Genomic DNA, 21,162 nt, shown 5'->3' with positions numbered 1-21,162 from the left:
TGGGCCGGCCTGCGGGGAGCGTCTGGTGAACTAGCCAATGATGGGCCTCTCTTCGGGGTAGTGGAACAGCTGGCTGCGCTGGCGCAGCGCCAGTCCGGCGGCGAGGGTCACGGTGCCCACACGGCCGGCAAACATCAGCGCCGTCAGGACATACACGCCTTCCGGCGGCAGCTCGGCGCTCAGGTTGGTGCTGAGCCCCACGGTGGCGAATGCGGAGATCGTCTCGAACAGTACCCGGTCCATGGATTCGCCGCTGATGTGGAGCAGCAGGAACGCTGACACGGACACCAGCGTGGCTCCGGCCACGATGACCGAGATGGCCACCCGCATGGTGCCCTGCGGGATGGTCCGGCCATAAACCTTTACGTCGGCGTCGCCGCGGGCTTCGGCAACGATGGCCAGGAACATCACGGCAATCGTGGTGACCTTGATGCCGCCGGCTGTTGAAGCGGAGCCACCGCCGGCAAACATCAGGGCGTCGGTGAGGAGCATGGTGGTGGACTCCATCTGGTTCTGGTCCACCAGATTAAAGCCGCCGGACCTGGTCATCACGGACGCGAACAGGGAATGGGTGATCTTGTCGCCCAGGTCCATGCCGCCGATGGTCCGGAGGTTTTCCCATTCCATCAGCCCCCACAGGACCGAGCCTGAGACCAGGAGGATGAACGAGACCTGGATGGTGAGTTTGGTGTGGAGGTTCCACTTCTTCCAGTTCAGCCCGTTCTGCTGCAGGACCATCACCACGGGGAAGCCCAGGCTGCCCAGGAATACACCCAGCATGAGGGGAACCAGGATCCAGAGGTCCGTCTCGTAGGGGACGATGCCGTCAGAATGGGGCGTGAAGCCCGCGTTGTTGAACGCGGAAATGGCATAGAAAATACCGTGCCAGACGGACTGCCAGAACGGTTCGCCCAGGGTGAGGAACCGAGGAATCAGGGCCAGCGCCAGGATCCCCTCGATCACCACCGACGTGGTGATGACGATCCGGAGCAGGGTGCCCACCTCACCCAGGCGGCCGGCGTTGTTCATGGCTTCCTGGGCGATCAGCTTGCCGCGGACGCCCAGCCTCTTGCTCACCATCAGCGCGAGCAGCGAGGCGAGTGTCAGCGTGCCGAGACCGCCGACGAAGATGCCCACCAGGATGACCAGCTGACCGAAAAACGACCAGTGCACCGCTGTCGACACCACTGTCAGGCCCGTGACGCAGACTGCCGAGACGGCCGTGAACATGGCCTGGTACAGGGGTGTGGGGGTTCCCGTGGCTGAGGCGAACGGCAGGGACAGCAGGAACGTGAACAACAGGCACACCGCGGCGAATGCGCTGAGGGCAAGGCGGGCGGGGGAGGTGTTGGCGATGTCGTCAATGAAGTCGCGCAGCCGCGTGAAGATCCAGAGGCCCTCCCGGTCCTGCGCTGCGGGGTGCCAGCTGGCCGGGTTCCGGGGCCTCGACTGGCTTTGCGTCATGTGTGCTTTTCCTCGGTCGAAACTGCTTCCCTGAGTAGTAAACCACTAATACCGGCGTAATGGCCGGGGCTTCGGTGCACCGCGCTCCGGTAGCCTGTGATTGATGACATACCTGCCCGGTCTCAGCCAGCCCGCGCCGCCAACCACTGTGGCGTGGAGCCCTGCCATGACGGCCTACAACTTTGGTCCCGGCCACCCGATGGCGCCTGAGCGGATGGACCTGACGGCGCGGCTGGCCGGCAGCCTGGGCCTCTTCGACCTGCCGCACGTGGACGTCGCGGCCCCGGAAGTGGCCACGGACCAGGAACTGTCGACAGTTCATTCCACCGACTTCGTGGCGGCCGTGCGCCGCGTCAGTACCGATCCCACCCAGACGGACCAGGCCCGCGGCCTGGGGACCGATGATGATCCTGCCTTCGCCGGCATGCACGAGGCCGCCGGCCGGCTGGCGGGCGGCTCGCTGATGTCTGCCTCGCGGATCCTGGATGGCTCCGCGCTGCATGCGGTGAATTTCGGTGGCGGCATGCACCATGCGTCCCGGGAGAGGGCCAGCGGGTTCTGTATTTACAACGACGCGGCCCTGGCCGTGCAGCGGCTGCTGGACGGCGGCGTCAGCAAAGTGGCGTACATCGACGTGGACGCCCACCACGGCGACGGGACGCAGAGCATCTTCTGGGACGATCCCAGGGTGCTCACCGTGTCGCTGCATGAAAGCGGCCTGACCCTGTTTCCCGGGACCGGCTTCGCCAACGAGACCGGCGGGACCAATGCCGAAGGAACGGCGGTGAACGTTGCGTTGCCGTCAGGGACCGGGGACGCCGGCTGGCTGCGGGCCTTCCACGCCGTGGTGCCGCAACTGGTGGCTGCCTTTGCGCCGGAGGTGATTGTCAGCCAGCACGGCTGCGACTCGCACCGCGGGGACCCCCTCACGCACCTCAATCTCAGCGTGGACGGACAACGCGAGGCGGTCACCGCCGTCGGGAATATGGCTGCACGCCATTGCGGCGACCGCTGGATCGCCACCGGCGGCGGTGGATACAACGTGCTCCAAGTGGTTCCTCGGGCCTGGAGCCACCTGATAGCAATCGCCGCGGGCCGTCCGGTGCCGTTGCGGACCCCTGTGCCGGATGACTGGCGCCGGTATGTGGAGGAGAAGTTCGGGACCGCTGCGCCGGGCCTGATGGGCGATGACGTGGAGCTGTGGTGGCGTTCCTGGGAGGTGGGATTTGATCCCAACGACGCCGTGGACCGCACCGTGATGGCCACCCGCAAGGCCGTTTTCCCGGTGCATGGGCTGGACCCGTGGTTTGACTGAAACCGCCCCCGGCCGGGGCACTGCATCCGCCGAAATAGTGGATGCCTTTCGGCGTATATGTCGCTAGGGTGGGAGGCATGGTGACAGACGACGTATTTGCCGTCATTGCGGAATCGACCCGGCGGGACATTTTGGTGTCCCTGCGTGCCGGCGACAAGGCCGTGGGGGAATTGGTGGAGGAGCTGGCCGCGAGCCAGCCCACAATTTCGAAGCACCTGAAAGTTCTGCGCGAGGCCCAGCTGGTCAGCATGCGGGCCCAGGGCCAGAAGCGTTACTACGCTCTGAACCGGAAGCCGCTGGAGGGCATTGCCAGCTGGCTGGAGACGTTCGACGTCGGCGGCGGGGCTGCCGCGGAGACGGCCCCTTCCGTACAGCCGCCTGCGCCGGGCCAGGCTCCGGCGTTTGTGGTGGCAGCACCGGCCCCGTCTGCAGAAACCACAGCCCGCTCCACCGCAGGCGACATACCGCTGGCAGCCGTTGCGGACTCCAGCCCGGCGGATGTCCTGGTGCGGGACGGTGCCGAGTTGAGTGCCGCCGTCGTGATTCCCGGCGGCACCAGCACCACGCTCAGCGACGACACTGTTCCCCAGCAGATTGGCCGCACCGTGGGCCGTGCCGCCACGAAGGCCGCGGACCTGCTGGCGAACCTCCCCAAGTTCGGCCGCAAGAAGTAGCCCTCACCCAACTGACTCGCAGTTGTTGTCGTTTTCAGCGCTCAAAACGACAACAACTGCGAGTCAGTTGGGAGGGAGGGGGCGGGGCCGGGGTGGGCTCGGGCTACTTGTTGAGCAGGCGGACGTGGTCCGGGGTGAGCTCCGAGATCCGGCTGACGCCCAGCAGCGCCATGGTGCGGGCCATGTCCTTCTCCAGGATCTGCAGGGCGCGGTCCACGCCCAGCCGGCCGCCGGCCATCAGGCCGTAGAGGTATGCGCGGCCAATCAGCGTGAAGTCCGCGCCGAGGGCCAGTGCCGCGACGATGTCCGCGCCGCTCATGATGCCGGTGTCCAGGATGATCGCGGCGTCGGAGTTGTCCTTGGTGAAGGCTTCCTTGACCTCAGGCAGCAGGTGGAACGGGATGGGCGCCCGGTCCAGCTGGCGGCCGCCGTGGTTGGACAGCACCACACCGTCGGCCCCGTGGTCCACCACGCGGCGGGCGTCCTCGGCGGTCTGGATGCCCTTGACCACCAGCTTGCCCTTCCAGGTCTCGCGCAGCCAGTCGAGGTCCTCAAACGTGAGGGTGGGATCGAACATGGAGTTGATGAGGTCCGCGACGGTGCCGGTGTAGCGGGACAGCGATGCGAAGGTCAGCGGCTCGTGGGTGAGGAAGTTGAACCACCAGGCCGGCCGGTAGGAGGCGTCGAGGACGGTCTTGACGGTCAGTGCCGGCGGAATGGTCATGCCGTTGCGGACATCGCGCAGCCGGGCGCCGGCGACGGCGGTGTCCACCGTGACCATCAGGGTGTCGTTGCCCGCCTTGGCGGCGCGTTCGATCAGTTCCAGGGACCGGTCGCGGTCCGTCCACAGGTAGAGCTGGAACCAGTTGCGGCCGTTCGGGGCTGCCGCTGCGACGTCCTCGATGGACGCGGTGCCCATGGTGGAGAGCGTGTAGGGAATCCCGGCGGCTTCGGCAGCCTGGGAGCCGGCGTACTCGCCTTCGGACTGCATCATCCGGGTGAAGCCGGTGGGGGCGATGCCCACGGGCAGGCGGGAGGTCTTGCCCAGGATCTCGGTGCTCAGGTCGATGCTGGAGACGTTCCGGAGGATGCCCGGACGGAACTCGATGTCCAGGAACGCCTGGCGGGCGCGGCGGAGGGTGATTTCCTCCTCGGCGGCACCGTCCGTGTAGTCGAACGGTGCCTGCGGGGTGCGGCGCTTGGCCATGTCGCGCAGTTCCCAGATGGTGCTGGCGCGCTTGAGCCGCGCCTCCTTGCTGAACTCCGGCTTTTTGAACTGCATCAGCGGGGCCAGGTCCGAGTACTTGGGGATCCGGCGCTTCAGGGCCGCGGGCACTGACTTCGCAGCGGCGGCGGGAGCGGAAACAGGCGCGGCCGGAACGTCCGTGGCGGCCGTGGCCGGTGTGGTTTCCGGATTGTTGGGCTGGATGGTGTGGGTCATGGCGTCCTCCATTGGGCCGGCAGGTCCGCGGCGGAACCTCTGTGGTCTAACCACACTGTAGGGCATGTGGTCCAACCACATCAACTACCATTGCATCATGCGTACCCACCAGCTGGTCCTGACCTGGATCGAGAACGAACTTTCCGCTGGCCGGCTGATGGTGGGCGGCCGGCTGCCGGCCGAACGGAGCCTTGCTGAGCAGCTGGCCGTGTCGCGGACCTCGGTCCGGGAAGCCATCCGGATCCTTGAAGCCATGGGGGTGGTCCGTGCCGGGGTGGGCTCGGGCCCCGAAGCCGGCACCGTGGTGATTTCGGATCCGACGGCGGCCCTGGGCTCGGCCCTCCGGCTCCACGTGGCCACCCAGCACCTGCCGGTCAAGGACATCGTGGAAACCCGGGTGCTGCTCGAATCCTGGGCGGTGTCCCAGGCCAGCCCGGACGCCCCGGGGCTCCGGAACGCTGCGGCGCTGCTGGCCGGGATGGACGAGCCGGGCCTGTCAGTGGACGAATTCCTGGCCCTGGATGTGCAGTTCCACCTGGCATTGGCGGATGCTGCCGGCAACGCCGTGGTGAGCGCCATGATGGGCTCGCTGCGCGAATCGATCCAGGGTTACGCGGGGCGGCTGACCGCCAACCTTCCTGATTGGGCGGCCACCGCGTCCCGGCTCATGGCAGAGCACCACCAGATCCTCGACGCCATTACCGCGCACGACGGCGGGCGGGCGGCAAAGCTCGTGGCGGCCCACATCGAGGGGTACTACCAGGAGGCGGGGCTGGGTCCGTCCGCCTGACCCTCAGGGGCCAGACGGAAAGGGGCCAGACGGCGCGGAGCCAGGCGGCGGCGGAGGGTGGTCGGGCCGGACCGGGAAAGCTCAGCCGTGGACTGCCTGCCGTGGAGCCTTGGCCGGTCCGGTGGAAGCCCGCACTTCCAGCCGTGGCTGGTAGCGGCTGCCCGGGGCGTCGTTGTCTTCCTTCCGGATGAGGGCCCGGAGCTGGTGCCAGGCCTGCTCGCCGAGTTCGGTGATGGGTACGGCCGCCGTCGTCAGGGCGGGGGTGGTGTACTTCGCGAAAGGGATGTCGTCGAAGCCTGTCACCGAAATGTCCCCCGGGACCTGCAGGCCGCGCTCATGTAGCCCGCTCATCAGGCCCATGGCCACGAGGTCGTTGAAGGCCAGGATTCCCGTGGCGCCGCTTTCCAGGACGGCGTCCACTGCCCCGTGGCCGGTGTCGAAGTCCGAGCCGCCTTCCAGCATCCTGACCTCCACCTGGGGGTGGGCGGCCTTGAAGGCCTCCAGGCCCTGGAGCCGGAGCCCGTTGGAGGCACTGCGGGGCGGGCCGGACAGGAACGCAAGGCGGGTGTGGCCAAGTTCCACCAGGTGTTCGGCGATGTCCTGGACCCCCTGCCCGTAATCCACCACCAGGCTGGGGATGTCGTCGGCATCGGTGGTCCGGTTGATCAGCACCAGGGGCCGCAATGACGGTGCGATCTCTTCCAGTTCGGCATCCGACATGCGCGGGGCGCAGAGGACCAGCCCGTCGCACCGGCGCCGGGCTTCGCCGGCCAGGATCGCTTCCTCGCTGGAAACCTCGAAGGAATCGGCGATGAGGACGCGGTAGCCGTCCTGCGCGGCGGCGCGGCTCAGGCCACGCAGGATGGCCTGGAAGGTGGGGTTGGCCAGGTCCGGGACCACAATGCCAATGGTGTCTGTTTTGCCCAGCGCCAGGCTGCGGCCCACAGGGTTGGGCTGGTACTTCAGCTCCGCAGCGGCTGCCCGGACGCGGGCGGCGATATCCGGGTCCACCGTGAAGTTACCGTTCATCACGCGGGAAACCGTGGCGTGCGAGACGCCTGCCTTGACGGCGACATCTGCGATGCCGATCCTGCCGGTTGCCGATCTCCTGACCATGGTGGTCCCTTCGTTTTATGCCGGGGCAGGGGGCGTTGGCCTCCTGCCTCCGGTGGCGGCATCCCACGCCGGGGTGCCGGGTAATGAGTCACAGCATATAACGGTGCGGGAAAACGATTTCTACTGTTTTCCCGCGTTTTCCCACACTATCCGGACGGTTTTCCGCCCGGATGGCACGACAGTGCCGAAGAAAACGGTTTCTGCCAGTGTCCATATGGTTGACGGATGGTGCCGGAGGTTGATACAAATCATATAGCGATCTGAGAAAACGCTTTCTCGCCGGGCGGAACAAAATGCCCACGCCGAACCTCCTGGAGCCGCCCACGCGGCCGGGTACACGTCGAAAGGGACCCCATGGTCAGCACAGCCGAGTCGAGTTCACCAGCAACGGCACCCCAGTCCGCTCCCACGGCCGGCACCGCTGCCGCAGGGACCGGAAAAGCCCGCCTCGCCCTGATCGGCACCGGCGGCCGGTCCGAAATGTACATCCGCGCCGTCTACGGCGAGCACGCCGGGACCGCCGAGCTGGTGGCGTTTTCCGACGTCAACCCCGGCCGGGTGGAGTTCTACCAGAAGCTGATCCAGGAACTGGGCGCGCCGGGACCGGTGGCATCGTTTGATCCCGCCGACCTCACCGCGTTCATCCAGGCCAACAACATCGACCGCGTTGTGGTCACCACGCCCGATTACACCCACGCCGACTACATCGTCGAAGCCCTGCGCGCCGGCGCCGACGTGGTGGTGGAGAAGCCGCTCACCATCGACGCCGAAGGTTGCCGCCGGATCACCGCCGCGGTGCAGGAGACCGGCCGGAACGTGGTGGTCACGTTCAACTACCGCTACTCACCGCGCAACAGCGCCCTGAAGGAGATCATCCAGAGCGGCGTGATCGGCAAGGTCACCTCCGTCGACTTCAGCTGGGTCCTGGACACCGTCCACGGCGCCGACTACTTCCGCCGCTGGCACCGCGAGAAGAAGAACTCCGGCGGCCTGCTCATCCACAAGGCCTCGCACCACTTCGACCTGGTCAACTGGTGGATCAATGACGTCCCCGAGCGCGTCTTCGCCTCCGGTGGGCTGAAGTTCTATGGCGACAAAAACGCCGCGGAACGCGGACTTGGCCCGCGTCCGGAACGTGGCACACCCGACGCCGATGCTCCCGCCACCACGGCGAAGGATCCGTTCACCCTTGACCTGCGGGATGACGAGCGGCTCAAGGCCCTCTTCCTGGACAACGAGCACTACGACGGCTACCGCCGCGACCAGGACGTCTTCACCGGTGGCATCACCATCGAGGACAACCTGGCGCTCGTCGTCGAATACCAGGGCGGGCCGCGTCTGAGCTACTCCCTGAACGCCCACAGCCCGTGGGAGGGCTACCGCGTTTCCGTCAACGGCACCGAAGGCCGCGCCGAACTTGAGGTGGTGGAGCGGGCCGCCGTCACGTCCAGCACGGACAAAAAGACGGTGGTGGACCCGAGCGCAACCCCCATCGAGGAAGACGACGCCATCCGCCGCAACGGCGAGCGCCTGGTGGTCCAGCGCCACTGGGAAGCTGCCTACGAGGTGCCGATCGTCAACGGCGAAGGCGGACACGGCGGCGGCGACGCCCTGCTGCTGTCCGACCTGTTCAACGGACCCGGCGAAGACCCGCTGGGCCGGCCGTCCGGCTACCTGGATGGCCTGCGTTCGGTATCTGTCGGCATCGCCGGCAACCGCTCGCTGGAATCCTCCCTGCCCGTCCGCATCGAAGACCTCGACCTCGGTGTCGACCTTCGCCGCGGCGCCTAATCCGTGCCCTGAGAACCTGAAGGAACAACCATGAGCAGGATCTTTGTTACCGGCGGCTCCGGCCGGCTGGGCCGCAGTGTGGTGGGCGGGCTCGCAGCAGCCGGGCACCACGTCATCTCGGTGGACCGGGACGCCGTCCCGGCGGACCAGTTGCCGGCCGGCGTCGAACAGCAAACCGCCGACCTCCTGGCGCCGGGCGAAGCCGCCCGGCTGATCCGGGAAACCCGGCCCGACGCCGTCATCCACCTTGCGGCGATCGCTGTCCCGTTCAGCGCGCCGGAGGACGTCATTTTCGCAACCAACACCCGGCTCGCGTTTGCCGTTGTGTCGGCGGCAACGGACGCCGGCGTGCACAGGATCGTCACGGCCAGCAGCCCCACCGTGCTGGGCTACGGATCGCCGGCCGGCTGGTTGCCGGAGGCGTTCCCGCTGGATGAACGGACCGTCCCGAAGCCCTGGAACGCGTACGCCCTGTCCAAGCTGATCGCCGAACAGACAGTGCAGATGTTCGCTGCGGCCCAGGGCCAGGGGATCCGCTACGCGGCCTTCCGGCCCTGCTACGTGATCTCGCCCGAAGAGTGGGAAGGCGCGCCAACCCAGCAGGGTCACACGCTGGCCGAGCGGCTGGCGGACCCCGCGCTCTCCGCGCCTGCCCTGTTCAACTACGTGGACGCCCGGGACGTGGCTGACTTCCTGGACCTGCTGCTGGCAAAAATGGACACCATCCCCAACGGCGAAACCTTCTTTGTGGGCGCTGCCGATGCCCTGGCCGTTGCCCCGCTGGCGGAACTGATGCCGGCGTTCCTGCCCGGCAGCGAAGCCATCAGTGCCGGCCTCACCGGCACCAGCCCAGCCTTCTCCATCGCCAAGGCCCAGGACCTCCTGGGCTGGCAGCCCAAGCGCAGCTGGCGCACCGAACTCAAATCCAACATCCCCAACGAAGAGCCCGCCGCGCTGGTCAGCGCCGGCAGCGGCCCCAAGGAGACAGCATGAAATTCGACGGCGTACTTTTCTTTCCCGTCACCCCCTTCACGGCCGAAGGTGCCGTGGACACGGACCTGCTCAAGGAGCACATCAGCTCCCGGCTGCCTTTCGGCCCCGGCGCCGTTTTTCCCGCCTGCGGCACCGGTGAATACCACGCCCTGAGCCTCGAAGAGGTGGGCACCGTGGTGCGCGCCGCCGTCGAGGTTGTGGCCGGGAAGGTCCCCGTCGTTGCAGGCGCCGGCGGCCCGCTGGGCCACGCCCTGGCCTCGGCCCGGGTTGCCGAGGAAGCAGGCGCCGATGCGCTCCTGGTCCTGCCGCCTTACCTGGTGACAGGTCCCACCGACGGCCTGGTGGCCTACATCGAGGCCGTGGCGGACGCCAGCTCACTGCCGGTCATCGTCTACCACCGCGGCAACGCGAAATTCACGGCAGCGTCCATGGTGCGGCTTGCAGCCAACCCCAAGGTCATTGGCTTCAAGGACGGCCTGGGCGACGTGGGCCTGGCCCAGGAGATCGTCTCGGCGGTCCGCGCCACCGGCCGGGAGGACTTCGCGTTCTTCAACGGCCTGCTGACTGCGGAACTGACCCAGGGCGCCTACCGGGGCCTGGGCATTCCGCTCTACTCCTCCGCCGCGTTCGCCATGGCCCCTGAAATCGCCAAGGCCTACTATGACGCCTACATTAACGGTGACGAGGACCGGCGCAACGCCCTGCTGGCGGGCTTCTACGCGCCCCTGGTCCGGCTCCGCGACCAGACCCCCGGCTTCGGCGTCTCGCTGATCAAGGCCGGGCTCCGCCTGGCCGGGCTCCCCGTGGGCCCCGTCCGGCCACCGCTGACCGACCCCACCGAGGACCAGGTCCTGGAGCTCAAGGCCATCCTCGCCAAGGGCTACGAGCTGGCCGGCAGCTGATGAGCGCCCCCGCCGCCGGGGCGGTCCGCACCGCACCGAGGATCACCGGGCTCTCCACCCGGCTGATCACGGTGCCCCTGCGCCTGAGCTGGGGAGCGGACGCGCCGGAAAACCACGTGATTGTCACCGAACTCCACACGGACGACGGCGGCACCGGCCACGGTTTCTCCTGGACGCCAACCATCGGCCCGCACGCCGTCAAGGCGTTGCTGGACCACGACATTGCCCCGTTCATCACCGGGCTCCCGGCCCACCCCGAAACGGTGTGGGACGCCTTGTGGAAGCGGCTGCACGAAGCGGGCGGCGGCGGGCTCACCACCATCGCCATGGCCGGGGTGGACCTTGCCCTCTGGGACCTGCAGGCGCGGCAGGCCCACACCTCCGTTCCCGGCCTGCTGGGCCAGCGGCAGGAATCCGCCGAAGTTTACGGCTCCGGCGTCAACCTGCACTACACCCTTGACGAACTTGTGAACCAGGCCCGCCGCTGGGTCGCCGCCGGGCACCGGGCCGTCAAGGTCAAAGTGGGTAAGCCGGACGTGCGCGAAGACGCCGAACGCCTGGCAGCAGTGCGCTCCGTGCTGGGGCCGGACCGCAAACTCATGATCGACGCCAACCAGCGGTGGGACCTGCCCACCACCTTCAAAGCACTGGACGTTTTGGCTGAATTCGGCCTGGAATGGCTGGAGGAACCCATCCGGGCCGACGACCTGTGGGCCTACCGCAGGCTCCGCAAGCATTCGCCGGTCCCTATCGCCCTTGGCGAAAACCTGCACACCATTTACCGGTTCCGCGATTTTATTGAAGCGGAAGCGGTGGACATCATCCAGCCCAACATCATCCGGGTAGGCGGCATCACGCCGTTCCGGCGGATTGTGGAACTGGCACGGACCAACAGCATCAAGGTGATGCCGCACCTGCTGCCCGAGCTTTCGGGGCAACTGGCGCTGACCCTGGCAGAGCCCACGCTGGTGGAGGATGTTGAACAGGCATCCTTTGAACAGCTGGGCATCCTGGCCGGACCGGCGCCGGTGACCTTCAGCGACAGCCGGGTGAGCCTGACGGACCAGCCCGGCCTGGGATTCAGCTTCCGGGATCCCTGGCAGCCCTGATCGATCCCGCAGCCACCACACCAGATACAAGGAACAGGTACCCAACGTGACTACTGCAACGCTTTCCCTGTCAGACCTCACCGCCGCAGCCACTACGGCGGCCAGGATTTCGGCCGCCGCCTCAGACGCGGAGCGGGCCGCCTGGCTCACGGCCGTGGCTGATGCACTGGATGCCAACTCCGCCGAACTGGTGGAGATCGCCGATTCCGAGACCCGCCTGGGTGTTCCGCGGCTCACCGGCGAGGTGGCCCGCACCTCCGGCCAGCTGCGCCTGTTTGCCAAGGTCATCACCGAGGGCTCCTACCTTGAAGCGGTCATCGACCACGCTGACCCGGCCGCCACGCCGCCCAAGCCGGACCTCCGCAGGCTGCTGAAGCCGATCGGCCCGGTGGCTGTTTTTGCTGCGTCCAACTTCCCGTTCGCGTTCTCCGTGGCCGGCGGCGACACTGCCTCTGCACTGGCGGTGGGTTCCTCAGTGATCGTCAAGGCGCACTCCGGCCACGTCCGGCTGTCCGAGCGGACCGCGGAGATCGTGACCGCAGCCCTGCTCGGTGCCGGCGCCCCTGAAGGCCTGTTTGCGCTGGTCAGCGGCCGCGAAGTGGGTACCGCGCTGGTCCAGGATCCCGCCATCAAGGCCGTGGGCTTCACCGGATCCATTCCCGGCGGGCGGGCGCTCTTTGACCTCGCCACCTCCCGGCCCGAACCCATCCCGTTCTACGGCGAGCTGGGCAGCCTGAACCCCGTGGTGGTCACCGCCGCCGCGTTGGAGAACCGCTCCGCCGCCCTCGCGGCTGGCCTTGCGGGTTCCTTCACCCTGGGCGCCGGCCAATTCTGCACCAAGCCGGGCCTGGTGTTCATTCCGGCCGGCACCACGTTTGCCGCCGACCTCGCCGAAGCCAGCAAGGACAAGCCTGCCCTGCCGATGCTGACCGGCAGGATCGCCGAGGCCTACCCGGGCGGCCTGCACAGCTTCGCTGCCGTCCCCGGCGTGGAGGTGGTCAGCGGCAGCGTTGACCAGGACGCCGCCGCCAACGGTGCAGCCCCGGTGATCTTCTCCACCACCGCAGCCCACGTGCTGGACCGCCCCGAAGAACTCCTCGAGGAGTGCTTCGGGCCCACCACCATGTTGATCGAGTACACCAACCAGGCAGAGCTGGCCGAGGTCCTCGCCAAGGTTCCCGGCAGCCTGACCGCCACGGTCCACGCCGAGCCCGGCGAAGACGTCGCTTCTGTGGTGGAACAGCTGGCCGGCCTGGCAGGACGCGTGCTGTTTGACGGCTGGCCCACCGGGGTGGCAGTCAACTGGGCGCAGCAGCACGGCGGCCCGTACCCGGCCACCACCTCACTGTTCACCTCGGTAGGGGCCACCGCGGTCCGCCGGTTCCAGCGTCCGGTGGCCTACCAGGATGCCCCCGAATCGGTGCTGCACCCCGCCCTGCAGGACGCCAACCCGCTGGGCATCCCGCGCCGCGTGGACGGCAAGCTGGTCCTGCCGTAACTCCAGGGACCTGCAGCAGGCTGCTTCATTCAACAGAAAACCCCGGGACGGATGTCCCGGGGTTTTCTGTCTGCCGGGCAGGCCCTACAGCTGCAGCGTGAGGGGCCGTGCCAGCCCGTTCACGGTGGCCGCGGGCCAGCGCGGATCAGCCGTGAGGACCTGGACGCCCGAGCCGGTCAGCTGGACCGTATCCTCGATCTTGACGCCGGGTCCTGACGGGTTCCACGTGAAGGGCTGGTCCTGGACCACGGTATCGGTGACAGCAGCCGTGACCCGCGGATCCCGGCCCGCGTAGCCGGCGGGGCCGCCCTGGTGATGCTGTTCCCACTGCTCGGCGCCGAAGCCGTGCCGGACATAGGCGGACTTGATCTCGGTAAAAACCCGGTCAAGGGTGGTGCCGGGGACGGTGGCGTCGAAGATGTCGGCTTCCACGGCCGCGATGCGGGCCTCGGCGTCGCGCTCGGCCGGACTGCCGGCGTCGAACCTGACCCACCGGGTGATGTTGGCAACCAGGCCGTCCCGGCGGGCGCACACCACGGCCATGGCGCGGCGGCCCAGCGGCGAGTGGGTGGCCAGCGGGTGCCGGAACTGGCTGCGGGCGCTGCCGTTGCAGAGCAGGACCAGGGGCTCCGCACCGGCGGCCACCACCCGCCCGGCCAGGGCTGAGGCGATGTCGAACTCCGTGGTGCGGGGTGTTGCGGTGGACAGGACGTCCGTCAGGATGACAGCCAGTTCGGCGCCCAGCCTGGCGTAGCGGTCGCTTTCCGCCGGCAGCAGCTGCTGCCTGGCGGCCCGGAGTTCCGCCGCGACATCAGCTTCGGCCAGGGGAGCTGAGCCGGGTGCCCCCAGGGCTGCCGCGGCCTCGTGCAGGCTTCCGTACCAGGGCGCCGTGTGGAGGGCGACGCCGGACGGCAGCTCCTCGGCGGCGATCCGGCCCGCTTCGTTGTTGAAGGTGACCAGGTGGTCGCCGTCGCGGTCCACCAGCATCGCGGCAACGGGGTCGCCGGCGAGGCTGATGTGGACGCGGCTGCCGTCCAGGTACCAGGTGAGGGCCGTGTGGGTGGAGAGCAGCAGGGAATCCCGGCCGGCCGCGTCCAGGATGTCCAGGACCCGGCGCCGTTTGATGGCCCGGTCCGCCGCGGAGGCAGGGGCAGCGCGCGTGCCGGACTCCGGTGCGGGTGGCTGCAGCTGGCCGGGGTTAACTGTTGTCTGGCTCATGTGAGGTCCCTTTGCTGCTTGATCAGTGCTTCGATGTCGGGGGTGCCCAGGATGCCGTCCGCCACCAGGACGGTGACGCGGCGCCGGACGGGATTGCCGGGGGTGGCGATAACCGGGGTGTCCCAGGCGAGTGACTGGCCCACCCCGGGGTAGCCGTCAACGCGGACGAACCACGGGTCCGTGGAGCCTGTTTCGGCGAGGAAGACCAGCGTGGCACCGGCCGCGGCACCGCCGTCGTCCGTGGTGAAGGACCCGGACCAGGCCAGCCAGGGCGCCACGCTGCCATGGACAGCGGACTCGCCCTCGCTGGCCGCGGTCCGGACGGAGGCGTCGGTGCAGGCGGGGAACCGCCAGAAGAAGCCGCCGTAGCCGCCTTCGTGGCGGCCGTTGGAGCCCGGGCTGCCCAGGCTCACGGGATGTCCGCCGGCGGGGGAGAGCGCGAAGTCCAGCCCCAGCTGCCACACGCCGGGCCCGACGCCGGACCAGGACCAGGTGCGTTCCTCCACCAGGACGGGGGTGCCGTCCGGGCCCTGCCAGGACAGGGTCTCCTGCAACGTTCCCGGCTTCCCGTCCGCTGCGTCGGTCTGCGCCGCGGCGGTCACCGTGATGCTGCCGTGGTCAGGACGCCAGACGTACTGGCCGGCTGCGCGCGTGTAGGTGCGGCCGCCCCAGAAGTTGATGCCGTCCACATCCTGGAGGGCCACGCCGGCGCCGAGGTGCCACACGTGGTCCAGCGGCTGGTGGTCCGTGACCACGGTGCCCGCAGCGGTCCGGACAGGGTGCAGGTAGGGCCGGGGTGAGGACACCGCACGGATGCGGCTGCCGTCCTGGTACCCGGCCACGGTGTGGCCGGACAGCTTCAGGGTTCGTGCGGGCGGCAGGGAGCGCGCCCAGGGGACGCCGAGTTCTGCAAACGTCGCCTGGGACTTGGCTGCCCGGTCAATGAGGCCGGCGATGCCGTGGACCACGGGATGGGCGTCGTCGCCTTCGCCCTCCCAGGTCAGGTGCGCGTCGGGGATGGCCTGCGGGTCCGGGGCGGTACGGATGGCTTCCAGGACAGCGGTGAACGCACCGGTGTCTGCAAGGGAACTGAGGAGCGGAACACCGGTGGCCCGGGCCGCGAGCAGGTTCTCCAGCAGGTCCGTCCGGGTGTGCTGCTGCCGTTCTTCGCCGTCCGGGGTGCTGATGAGCACCTCGTCCCGGGTGTAGAACAGGGTGATCTCGCCGCGGGTTCCGTGGATGGTGACGGAGGGGTCCAGTTGCGTGGGAGCGCACAGGGTCAAGGCGCACAGCAGGGTAGTGCCGGTGGCGGTGCGGACCCGGAGGACCGAGGTGTCGTCGCTTTCGGTGTGATGGGCCCGGTAAAGGTCAGCCTCCACCGAGGCGACATCCGCCAGCGTGTGGGCCCCGGCCAGGTGCAGGCCCGTGGCCACGGCATGCGCCAGGGCGTTGGTGGCCACGCCGTCCACCACGTCGACGCCGCCCAGGTTCCGCTTCCCGGCCCAGCGGGAGCGTTTGAAGTATCCCTTGGTGCGGAGCCACTGGCCTGTGGCGCTCAGCCCCAGCACGTCACCGATGGTGCCCGCCGCGACGAGTTCCCGGATGGCCGGCAGCGCGGTGGAGCCGAGGCTCTGGAAGCCCACCTGGACGCGCCCGCCGGACGCCTCTGCGGCGGCCAGCATGTCCTGGAACCGGGCCAGCGATGCGGCCGGCGGCTTCTCCACGTAGACGTCCACCCCGGCCGCCAAGGCAGCGATGGCCAGGGGCGCATGGGTCTGGATGGGGGTGGCGAGGATGACCACGTCGGCGCCCGGTCCGTCGGCGAGCAGGGCGTCCAGGGTGGGGAACACGGCCACCGAACCGGCAAGTTTGCCTGGTTCGGGCGGGTTGGGGTCGGCGACGGCCACGAGTTCCAGGGCGCTGGCTGCTTCCAGCCGCGTGAGGTTTGCCAGGTGGCGCTCGCCGAAGCCGTGGACGCCTACAAGCGCGATGCGCGGAATGGCCGGCGGAGTGGCTGCTGCAGCCGGGGTGCCGTGTTCAGCGGTTGATTGCTGGGTCATGAATGGGGTCCTTGGGGGCTGGAGGGAATGCGGTGGGAGGCGTCGTCTGCAGGTAGCGGGGCGGTGGCGCCCAGGGTGCGGCCGAGGAATTCGAAGGCCTGGTCCTGCATGGCGGCCGTGAAAACGTGCCCGCCCGGCCAGAACGCTCCGGTGTACCTGTCCGCCGGGTGGAGGTTTTCAAGGATGGTGTGGGCCTGGCGCATGCCGGCTTCGGGAAACAACTGGTCGGCCAGCGCGTACTGGACCAGGAAGGCCGCGGCAGGGGAGCGTGCGGTGAGTTCGGGCCAATCGCCCAGTTTCCACAGCCCGGGTGTCTGCAGCAGCCAGGAGTGGGCATCGAGGTAGGCGGGCAGCAGCGATTCGAAGGTAGTCATCATGCAGGTGATGGCCGAGGCGCGGATCGCCGGGGTGAGCGCAGCCAGTGCAAGGGACCGGCCGCCGCCACCCGAGAAACCCATGCAGCCAAGCCGGCCGGCGTCCACGCCTGGCAGGCCGGCCAGGATGTCCAGCGCGGCGAGATCGTCATGGGCCACCATCCCGGCCAGGCTGGTGCCCAGCAGGCCGGCCGTTTTGGCGACGGTGTCCTCGTGGATGCCCGCGGCAGCGTTGTACAGGTCAGCATCGGAGGGCACGACGCCGTCCTGCCGCCATTGCGCCCGCCTTGCCTCCAGCCCCGCCCCGGTCCGCCACGGCAGGGTGGACAGGTCGAAACCGCGGCTGCCCCAGGCGAACGAATCGTGGGCCAGGACAGCGAATCCCCGCCGGGCGGTTTCCGTGGCCAGTGCCTGTCCGTCGTACAGGTTGGCCCGGGCTGCGGCCGCCGACGGGTGGCTGTCCGGCAGCTCCACCAGCCGGTCCGCGCCGCCGAACTTGTTGCCGCCATGGCAGTGCAGCGCCAGTACCCCGGGGAGCTGGCCGGAACTGCCGGCCGGGCGGACCAGCCAGCCAGTGGTGCGGGGGCCAAAACCCAACTGCCAGCTGAGCTGGGAGGTGGTGACGCCGTCGTGCTCTTCCTCCCACTGCACTTCCACCTGCGGCGCTGCCGACGCGCCGGGAACCCCCAGCGCGTCGGCGAACTCCTGCGAAGCGGGCGTTCCGGCCCGGTACCGCGGATGGGCCCGGACATAGGCAGGCCAGTCCTCGTAGGCGGCAATCGCGCTGGGCCGCACTGTGTTGTTCACGAAACTGCCTCCGGACTGTGGTTGATGTGCACTGGCGTTGCGTGGGGCCGGTCAGCCCAGGTTCTGGTTGACCTCGGAAATCATGGCCTTGGCGGCCTCCTGTGGGGAGACCTTCCCGAACAATACGTCCGTGTTGTACCGGTTCAGTACTTCCAGCGTGGCGGACGAGCCTGCGGGGAACGGCAGGGGAGCGGACACATTGAGCTCCGCGATGCGGTCAAGGTAGCCCGCCTCCTTCTGCTGGGCGTCCTTCAGCAGCGGCAGGATTCCGGCTTTGAGCTCGGTGTTGGCCGGCATGCCGCGGTCGCTCTTGATCTTGGTGGCAGCGTCCATGTTGTTGACCAGGTAGTTGATGAACAACGCTGCTTCCTTGGACTGGGCGGACTTGCCGGAGATGGCGTATTCCATGGAGGAACGGAGCCACGCGCCGGGCTGCTTGCTCTCGCCGGGCATCTTCATCATGACCAGCGGCGCACCGGAGTAGGACGTCATCTGGTTGCTCCAGGAAATCTTCATGGCCTGCTTCCCCTGGCCCATGAGGGTCAGTTCGGGCTGGGCCGAGCCGTCCTCCACGGTCTGGGAGGCTGACGGTGCCCCGCCGGTGTCCATCAGCTTCTTGTTCAGCTCGAACCAGCGGGCCAGGGTGTCCTCGCTGATGCCCATTTTTTTGCCGTCGTCGGTGTAAAGGGTTTCGTTGTTCTGGCGCGCCCAAACGGCAAGGAACGAATCGTTGGACATCGGCGTGGTGCCGAAGGTGCCGGCCGGTGACTTGCTGGCCACTTCGGCCGCGATGTCCACGTAGTCGTCCCAGGTCCAGGTCTCGTCATCCGGCAACGGCACACCGGCGGCCTCGAAGACCACCGGATCGATGACCATGGACATGGAGTTCACACCCGCGGTGATGGTGTACTGCTTGCCGTCGATCTTGCCCAGATCCACGGTACCTTCGGCGAACTTGGACGTATCCAGCTGCTCGCTGACGGTGCCGAGGTCAAGCAGCACCCCTCGGCTGGCGTATTCGCTGGGGTAGGAGCCGCTCATGGCAAAACATCAGGGGTGGTGCCACCGGCGATCTGGGTGGCCATCTTGTCCCAGTAGGAGCTGAACTCGGTGTTTTCGCCCTGGACCTTAATGGTGGGGTTGGCGGCCTCGAAGTCCTTGATCACGTCCAGGGTGGTCTTGGCGCGGGAGTCGTTGCCCCACCAGGCGAACCGGATGGTGACCGGATCCTCCACGGTTCCCACCTTTCCGGCCTGCGGGCTGCTGCCGCAACCTGTCAGGACCATTGCCAGTGCCGCCGTCGCCCCGGCAACCCCCATTACAGATCTATTAAGACGAAACCGCATTGTCCTGCCCCTTTGGTTGTGTGATCTAGTGTTGAGTGACGCCCAACACAGAAAACGTTTTCTCAAAAACTAACAAAGGGCTATACAGGAGTCAAGAAAGCGTTTACTTTGGTACGGAGCCGCTTTTTCGACAGCAGCACTCCTGCAGTGCAGGGCTACCCGTTTTCCGTTACACGGATGCAGCGGGCCCGGCGGCAGGAGGTGCCGAACTTATCGCCCTCGGCGATTTTCACCTACGTGGAGGCCACGATGACCAAAGGAGACCACATGGCCGCGAAGCACATACCCAGGACACCGCGCCCGGCAGGAATGCCGGCAGCAGCGGTCCTGATGACAGGGACGGAGTCCCCGCAATGAGCGCCATGAGCGAGCTCAGCTCCATCAGCCGGCGGAAGGGCAAGATCACCGCCGAGGAAAAGAAGGCCAACGGCCGGGACAACAAGGCCGCGTACATCTTCCTGCTGCCGTGGCTGGTGGGCCTGGTGGCCATCACCATCGGCCCCATGCTGATGTCCCTCTACCTGTCCTTCACGGACTACAACCTGCTCCAGCCGCCGGAATGGACCGGCCTGGAGAACTTCACCCGGATGCTGACCGACGCGCGCCTGCACAACTCGCTGGGTGTCACGTTCACCTACGTGTTCATCGGCGTTCCGCTGCAGCTGGCGGTGGCCCTGCTCATCGCGCTGGTGCTGGATAAGGGCCTGCGCGGCCTTCCGTTCTACCGCTCCATTTTCTACTTGCCGTCGCTGCTGGGCGGTTCGGTGGCTGTTGCCATCCTCTGGAAGCAGATCTTTGGCACCACAGGCTTGGTCAACCAGGTCCTGGCGATGTTCGGTATCCAGGGGCCGGGGTGGATCTCGGATCCCAGCACGGCGCTTGGCTCCATCATCCTGCTGCACGTCTGGACCTTCGGCGCCCCGATGATCATCTTCCTGGCCGGCCTCCGGCAGATCCCGGTGATGTACTACGAGGCAGCCAAGGTTGACGGCGCGTCCACCCTCCAGCAGTTCTGGCGGATCACCCTGCCGATGCTGAGCCCCATCATCTTCTTCAACCTGGTGCTGCAGATCATCGGATCCTTCCAGTCGTTCACCCAGGCGTTCATCGTCTCGGGCGGCAATGGCGGACCCTCCGACTCCACCATGTTCTTCACGCTCTACCTCTACCAAAAGGGATTCGGCCAGTTCGACATGGGCTACGCCTCGGCCATGGCATGGTTCCTGCTGGTCATCATCGGTGTATTCACCGCCATCAACTTCATCGCTTCTAAGTATTGGGTTTTCTATGACGACTAAGCTGGAGACGCTGCCCACCCCGGAGAAGAAGTCCGGAGGCGCCGGCAAGCCTACGAACAACCGCAAGGCCCGAGTCCGCGAGTCCAGGGGAACCCTGGCGTTCAGCCGGGCCCAGCGCACCAAGGCGCTGACGAAGCATGCCATCCTCATCCTGGCCGGCGGCCTGATGATCTATCCGCTGCTGTGGATGGTGGTGTCCTCCCTGCGGCCCAACGAACTCATTTTCCGCGACCCCGGCCTGTGGCTGAGCAGCCTGGAAATGTCCAACTACACGGACGGCTGGTCCGCCCTGACCCACCCGTTCGGCCACTACATGCTCAACTCCGCCATCGTGGTGATCGGCTCCATCCTGGGCAACCTGATCTCCTGCTCCATGGCCGCCTACGCGTTTGCCCGGCTGCAGTTCACCGGCAAGAAGCTGTTCTTTGGCATCATGCTGCTGACCATCATGCTGCCGTTCCACGTGGTGATCGTCCCGCAGTACATCCTGTTCTCGCAGATCGGCTGGGTTAACACCTTCTGGCCGCTGCTGGTTCCCAAGCTGCTTGCCACGGATGCGTTCTTCGTGTTCCTGATGGTCCAGTTCATCCGCGGCATCCCCAAGGACCTGGACGAGGCGGCCCGGATCGACGGTGCCGGCCACCCGCGGATCTTCCTCCGCGTGATCCTGCCGCTGATGGTGCCGGCCCTGGCCACCACCACCATCTTCACCTTCATCTGGACCTGGAACGACTTCTTCGGCGCCCTGATCTACCTCACGGACCCGGACATGTTCACCGTTCCCGTGGCGCTGCGGGCCTTCGTTGACTCGCAGTCCGCCACGAGCTGGGGATCACTGTTCGCCATGTCCATCGTCTCGCTCCTGCCCGTGTTCCTGGTGTTCCTCTTTGGCCAGCGCTTCCTCATCAAGGGCATTGCCACCACCGGCATCAAATAGGCCTGCTGCCCCGCAGCACCAGCCCTCCC

Annotated in this window: 18 protein-coding genes; 10 read left to right on the top strand and 8 right to left on the bottom strand. The window is 67.5% G+C overall.

Annotation, left to right across the window (positions count from 1 at the left end; all coding sequences use genetic code 11):
- Positions 1-30: 30 nt before the first annotated feature.
- Positions 31-1,464 carry a TrkH family potassium uptake protein gene (locus ACRB8A_RS15695; protein WP_432245071.1) on the bottom strand — a complete coding sequence of 478 codons (1,434 nt, stop codon included), beginning with the start codon at positions 1,462-1,464 and terminating at the stop codon, positions 31-33.
- 103 nt (positions 1,465-1,567) lie between these two features.
- On the opposite strand from ACRB8A_RS15695, the gene ACRB8A_RS15690 reads away from it, so the two are divergent.
- Both ACRB8A_RS15690 and ACRB8A_RS15685 read left to right on the top strand, forming a co-directional pair.
- A complete protein-coding gene (locus ACRB8A_RS15690; RefSeq protein ID WP_432245070.1) occupies positions 1,568-2,779 on the top strand; it encodes an acetoin utilization protein AcuC in 1,212 nt (403 codons plus the stop codon).
- 77 nt (positions 2,780-2,856) lie between these two features.
- Positions 2,857-3,453, top strand: coding sequence for an ArsR/SmtB family transcription factor (locus ACRB8A_RS15685; RefSeq protein ID WP_050687443.1), 597 nt, complete (start codon positions 2,857-2,859; stop codon positions 3,451-3,453).
- Between the two features lie 103 nt (positions 3,454-3,556).
- Here the strand turns inward: ACRB8A_RS15685 and ACRB8A_RS15680 are convergent, their stop codons facing one another.
- Complete coding sequence (locus ACRB8A_RS15680) at positions 3,557-4,894, bottom strand: alpha-hydroxy acid oxidase (RefSeq protein ID WP_285240386.1); 1,338 nt, start codon at positions 4,892-4,894, stop codon at positions 3,557-3,559.
- A gap of 97 nt (positions 4,895-4,991) precedes the next feature.
- Between ACRB8A_RS15680 and ACRB8A_RS15675 the strand changes: the two genes are divergently transcribed.
- Positions 4,992-5,684 carry a FadR/GntR family transcriptional regulator gene (locus ACRB8A_RS15675; protein ID WP_056597393.1) on the top strand — a complete coding sequence of 231 codons (693 nt, stop codon included), beginning with the start codon at positions 4,992-4,994 and terminating at the stop codon, positions 5,682-5,684.
- Between the two features lie 81 nt (positions 5,685-5,765).
- Here the strand turns inward: ACRB8A_RS15675 and ACRB8A_RS15670 are convergent, their stop codons facing one another.
- Positions 5,766-6,800 carry a LacI family DNA-binding transcriptional regulator gene (locus tag ACRB8A_RS15670; protein WP_050684348.1) on the bottom strand — a complete coding sequence of 345 codons (1,035 nt, stop codon included), beginning with the start codon at positions 6,798-6,800 and terminating at the stop codon, positions 5,766-5,768.
- A 354-nt stretch (positions 6,801-7,154) separates the two neighbouring features.
- Between ACRB8A_RS15670 and ACRB8A_RS15665 the strand changes: the two genes are divergently transcribed.
- Genes ACRB8A_RS15665 through ACRB8A_RS15645 form a run of 5 tightly spaced genes read left to right on the top strand, consistent with a single transcriptional unit; the run spans position 7,155 to position 13,093 of the window.
- The gene (locus tag ACRB8A_RS15665) at positions 7,155-8,591 is read left to right on the top strand and encodes a Gfo/Idh/MocA family protein (RefSeq protein WP_050684349.1); all 1,437 of its coding nucleotides are present in this window, start codon (positions 7,155-7,157) and stop codon (positions 8,589-8,591) included.
- A gap of 30 nt (positions 8,592-8,621) precedes the next feature.
- Entirely contained in the window at positions 8,622-9,584 is a 963-nt protein-coding gene (locus ACRB8A_RS15660; protein ID WP_285240387.1) for an NAD-dependent epimerase/dehydratase family protein, read from the top strand.
- Positions 9,581-10,486 (top strand): 5-dehydro-4-deoxyglucarate dehydratase, encoded by a 906-nt coding sequence (locus ACRB8A_RS15655; RefSeq protein ID WP_056596458.1) that lies wholly within the window; start codon positions 9,581-9,583, stop codon positions 10,484-10,486. The genes ACRB8A_RS15660 and ACRB8A_RS15655 overlap by 4 nt, the downstream gene beginning before the upstream one ends.
- Positions 10,486-11,595 (top strand): mandelate racemase/muconate lactonizing enzyme family protein, encoded by a 1,110-nt coding sequence (locus ACRB8A_RS15650; RefSeq protein WP_056596460.1) that lies wholly within the window; start codon positions 10,486-10,488, stop codon positions 11,593-11,595. The genes ACRB8A_RS15655 and ACRB8A_RS15650 overlap by 1 nt, the downstream gene beginning before the upstream one ends.
- Positions 11,596-11,641: 46 nt before the next feature.
- Positions 11,642-13,093: an aldehyde dehydrogenase (NADP(+)) gene (locus tag ACRB8A_RS15645; protein ID WP_050684353.1), complete on the top strand. Its 1,452-nt coding sequence runs from the start codon at positions 11,642-11,644 to the stop codon at positions 13,091-13,093.
- 84 nt (positions 13,094-13,177) lie between these two features.
- Here the strand turns inward: ACRB8A_RS15645 and ACRB8A_RS15640 are convergent, their stop codons facing one another.
- Genes ACRB8A_RS15640 through ACRB8A_RS15620 form a run of 5 tightly spaced genes read right to left on the bottom strand, consistent with a single transcriptional unit; the run spans position 13,178 to position 18,871 of the window.
- Positions 13,178-14,311 carry a M24 family metallopeptidase gene (locus tag ACRB8A_RS15640; RefSeq protein WP_056596463.1) on the bottom strand — a complete coding sequence of 378 codons (1,134 nt, stop codon included), beginning with the start codon at positions 14,309-14,311 and terminating at the stop codon, positions 13,178-13,180.
- Positions 14,308-16,371 (bottom strand): DUF6807 family protein, encoded by a 2,064-nt coding sequence (locus tag ACRB8A_RS15635; RefSeq protein ID WP_432245069.1) that lies wholly within the window; start codon positions 16,369-16,371, stop codon positions 14,308-14,310. Before ACRB8A_RS15635 ends, ACRB8A_RS15640 begins: the two co-directional genes overlap by 4 nt.
- The gene (locus tag ACRB8A_RS15630) at positions 16,368-17,552 is read right to left on the bottom strand and encodes an acetylesterase (protein WP_432245068.1); all 1,185 of its coding nucleotides are present in this window, start codon (positions 17,550-17,552) and stop codon (positions 16,368-16,370) included. The genes ACRB8A_RS15635 and ACRB8A_RS15630 overlap by 4 nt, the downstream gene beginning before the upstream one ends.
- 51 nt (positions 17,553-17,603) lie before the next feature.
- On the bottom strand, positions 17,604-18,593 hold the full coding sequence (locus tag ACRB8A_RS15625; protein ID WP_432245067.1) for an ABC transporter substrate-binding protein: 990 nt from the start codon (positions 18,591-18,593) through the stop codon (positions 17,604-17,606).
- A complete protein-coding gene (locus ACRB8A_RS15620) occupies positions 18,590-18,871 on the bottom strand; it encodes a hypothetical protein (RefSeq protein ID WP_432245066.1) in 282 nt (93 codons plus the stop codon). The genes ACRB8A_RS15625 and ACRB8A_RS15620 overlap by 4 nt, the downstream gene beginning before the upstream one ends.
- A gap of 380 nt (positions 18,872-19,251) precedes the next feature.
- On the opposite strand from ACRB8A_RS15620, the gene ACRB8A_RS15615 reads away from it, so the two are divergent.
- Positions 19,252-20,196 (top strand): carbohydrate ABC transporter permease, encoded by a 945-nt coding sequence (locus ACRB8A_RS15615; RefSeq protein ID WP_050684358.1) that lies wholly within the window; start codon positions 19,252-19,254, stop codon positions 20,194-20,196.
- The gene (locus tag ACRB8A_RS15610) at positions 20,186-21,133 is read left to right on the top strand and encodes a carbohydrate ABC transporter permease (RefSeq protein ID WP_050684359.1); all 948 of its coding nucleotides are present in this window, start codon (positions 20,186-20,188) and stop codon (positions 21,131-21,133) included. The genes ACRB8A_RS15615 and ACRB8A_RS15610 overlap by 11 nt, the downstream gene beginning before the upstream one ends.
- The last annotated feature ends 29 nt before the right edge of the window (positions 21,134-21,162 follow it).

Source organism: Arthrobacter sp. G.S.26 (assembly GCF_050847375.1).
Lineage (GTDB): Bacteria > Actinomycetota > Actinomycetes > Actinomycetales > Micrococcaceae > Arthrobacter.
The sequence above is the reverse complement of the archived record's forward strand: the minus strand, read 5'-3'. Positions and strand labels throughout refer to the sequence as shown.

Coding starts and splice junctions, on each gene's coding strand:
- ACRB8A_RS15695 (WP_432245071.1), bottom strand. CDS start 1,464: ATGACGCAAAGCCAGTCGAGGCCCCGGAACCCGGCCAGCTGGCACCCC.
- ACRB8A_RS15690 (WP_432245070.1), top strand. CDS start 1,568: ATGACATACCTGCCCGGTCTCAGCCAGCCCGCGCCGCCAACCACTGTG.
- ACRB8A_RS15685 (WP_050687443.1), top strand. CDS start 2,857: ATGGTGACAGACGACGTATTTGCCGTCATTGCGGAATCGACCCGGCGG.
- ACRB8A_RS15680 (WP_285240386.1), bottom strand. CDS start 4,894: ATGACCCACACCATCCAGCCCAACAATCCGGAAACCACACCGGCCACG.
- ACRB8A_RS15675 (WP_056597393.1), top strand. CDS start 4,992: ATGCGTACCCACCAGCTGGTCCTGACCTGGATCGAGAACGAACTTTCC.
- ACRB8A_RS15670 (WP_050684348.1), bottom strand. CDS start 6,800: ATGGTCAGGAGATCGGCAACCGGCAGGATCGGCATCGCAGATGTCGCC.
- ACRB8A_RS15665 (WP_050684349.1), top strand. CDS start 7,155: ATGGTCAGCACAGCCGAGTCGAGTTCACCAGCAACGGCACCCCAGTCC.
- ACRB8A_RS15660 (WP_285240387.1), top strand. CDS start 8,622: ATGAGCAGGATCTTTGTTACCGGCGGCTCCGGCCGGCTGGGCCGCAGT.
- ACRB8A_RS15655 (WP_056596458.1), top strand. CDS start 9,581: ATGAAATTCGACGGCGTACTTTTCTTTCCCGTCACCCCCTTCACGGCC.
- ACRB8A_RS15650 (WP_056596460.1), top strand. CDS start 10,486: ATGAGCGCCCCCGCCGCCGGGGCGGTCCGCACCGCACCGAGGATCACC.
- ACRB8A_RS15640 (WP_056596463.1), bottom strand. CDS start 14,311: ATGAGCCAGACAACAGTTAACCCCGGCCAGCTGCAGCCACCCGCACCG.
- ACRB8A_RS15635 (WP_432245069.1), bottom strand. CDS start 16,371: ATGACCCAGCAATCAACCGCTGAACACGGCACCCCGGCTGCAGCAGCC.
- ACRB8A_RS15625 (WP_432245067.1), bottom strand. CDS start 18,593: ATGAGCGGCTCCTACCCCAGCGAATACGCCAGCCGAGGGGTGCTGCTT.
- ACRB8A_RS15620 (WP_432245066.1), bottom strand. CDS start 18,871: ATGGGGGTTGCCGGGGCGACGGCGGCACTGGCAATGGTCCTGACAGGT.
- ACRB8A_RS15615 (WP_050684358.1), top strand. CDS start 19,252: ATGAGCGCCATGAGCGAGCTCAGCTCCATCAGCCGGCGGAAGGGCAAG.
- ACRB8A_RS15610 (WP_050684359.1), top strand. CDS start 20,186: ATGACGACTAAGCTGGAGACGCTGCCCACCCCGGAGAAGAAGTCCGGA.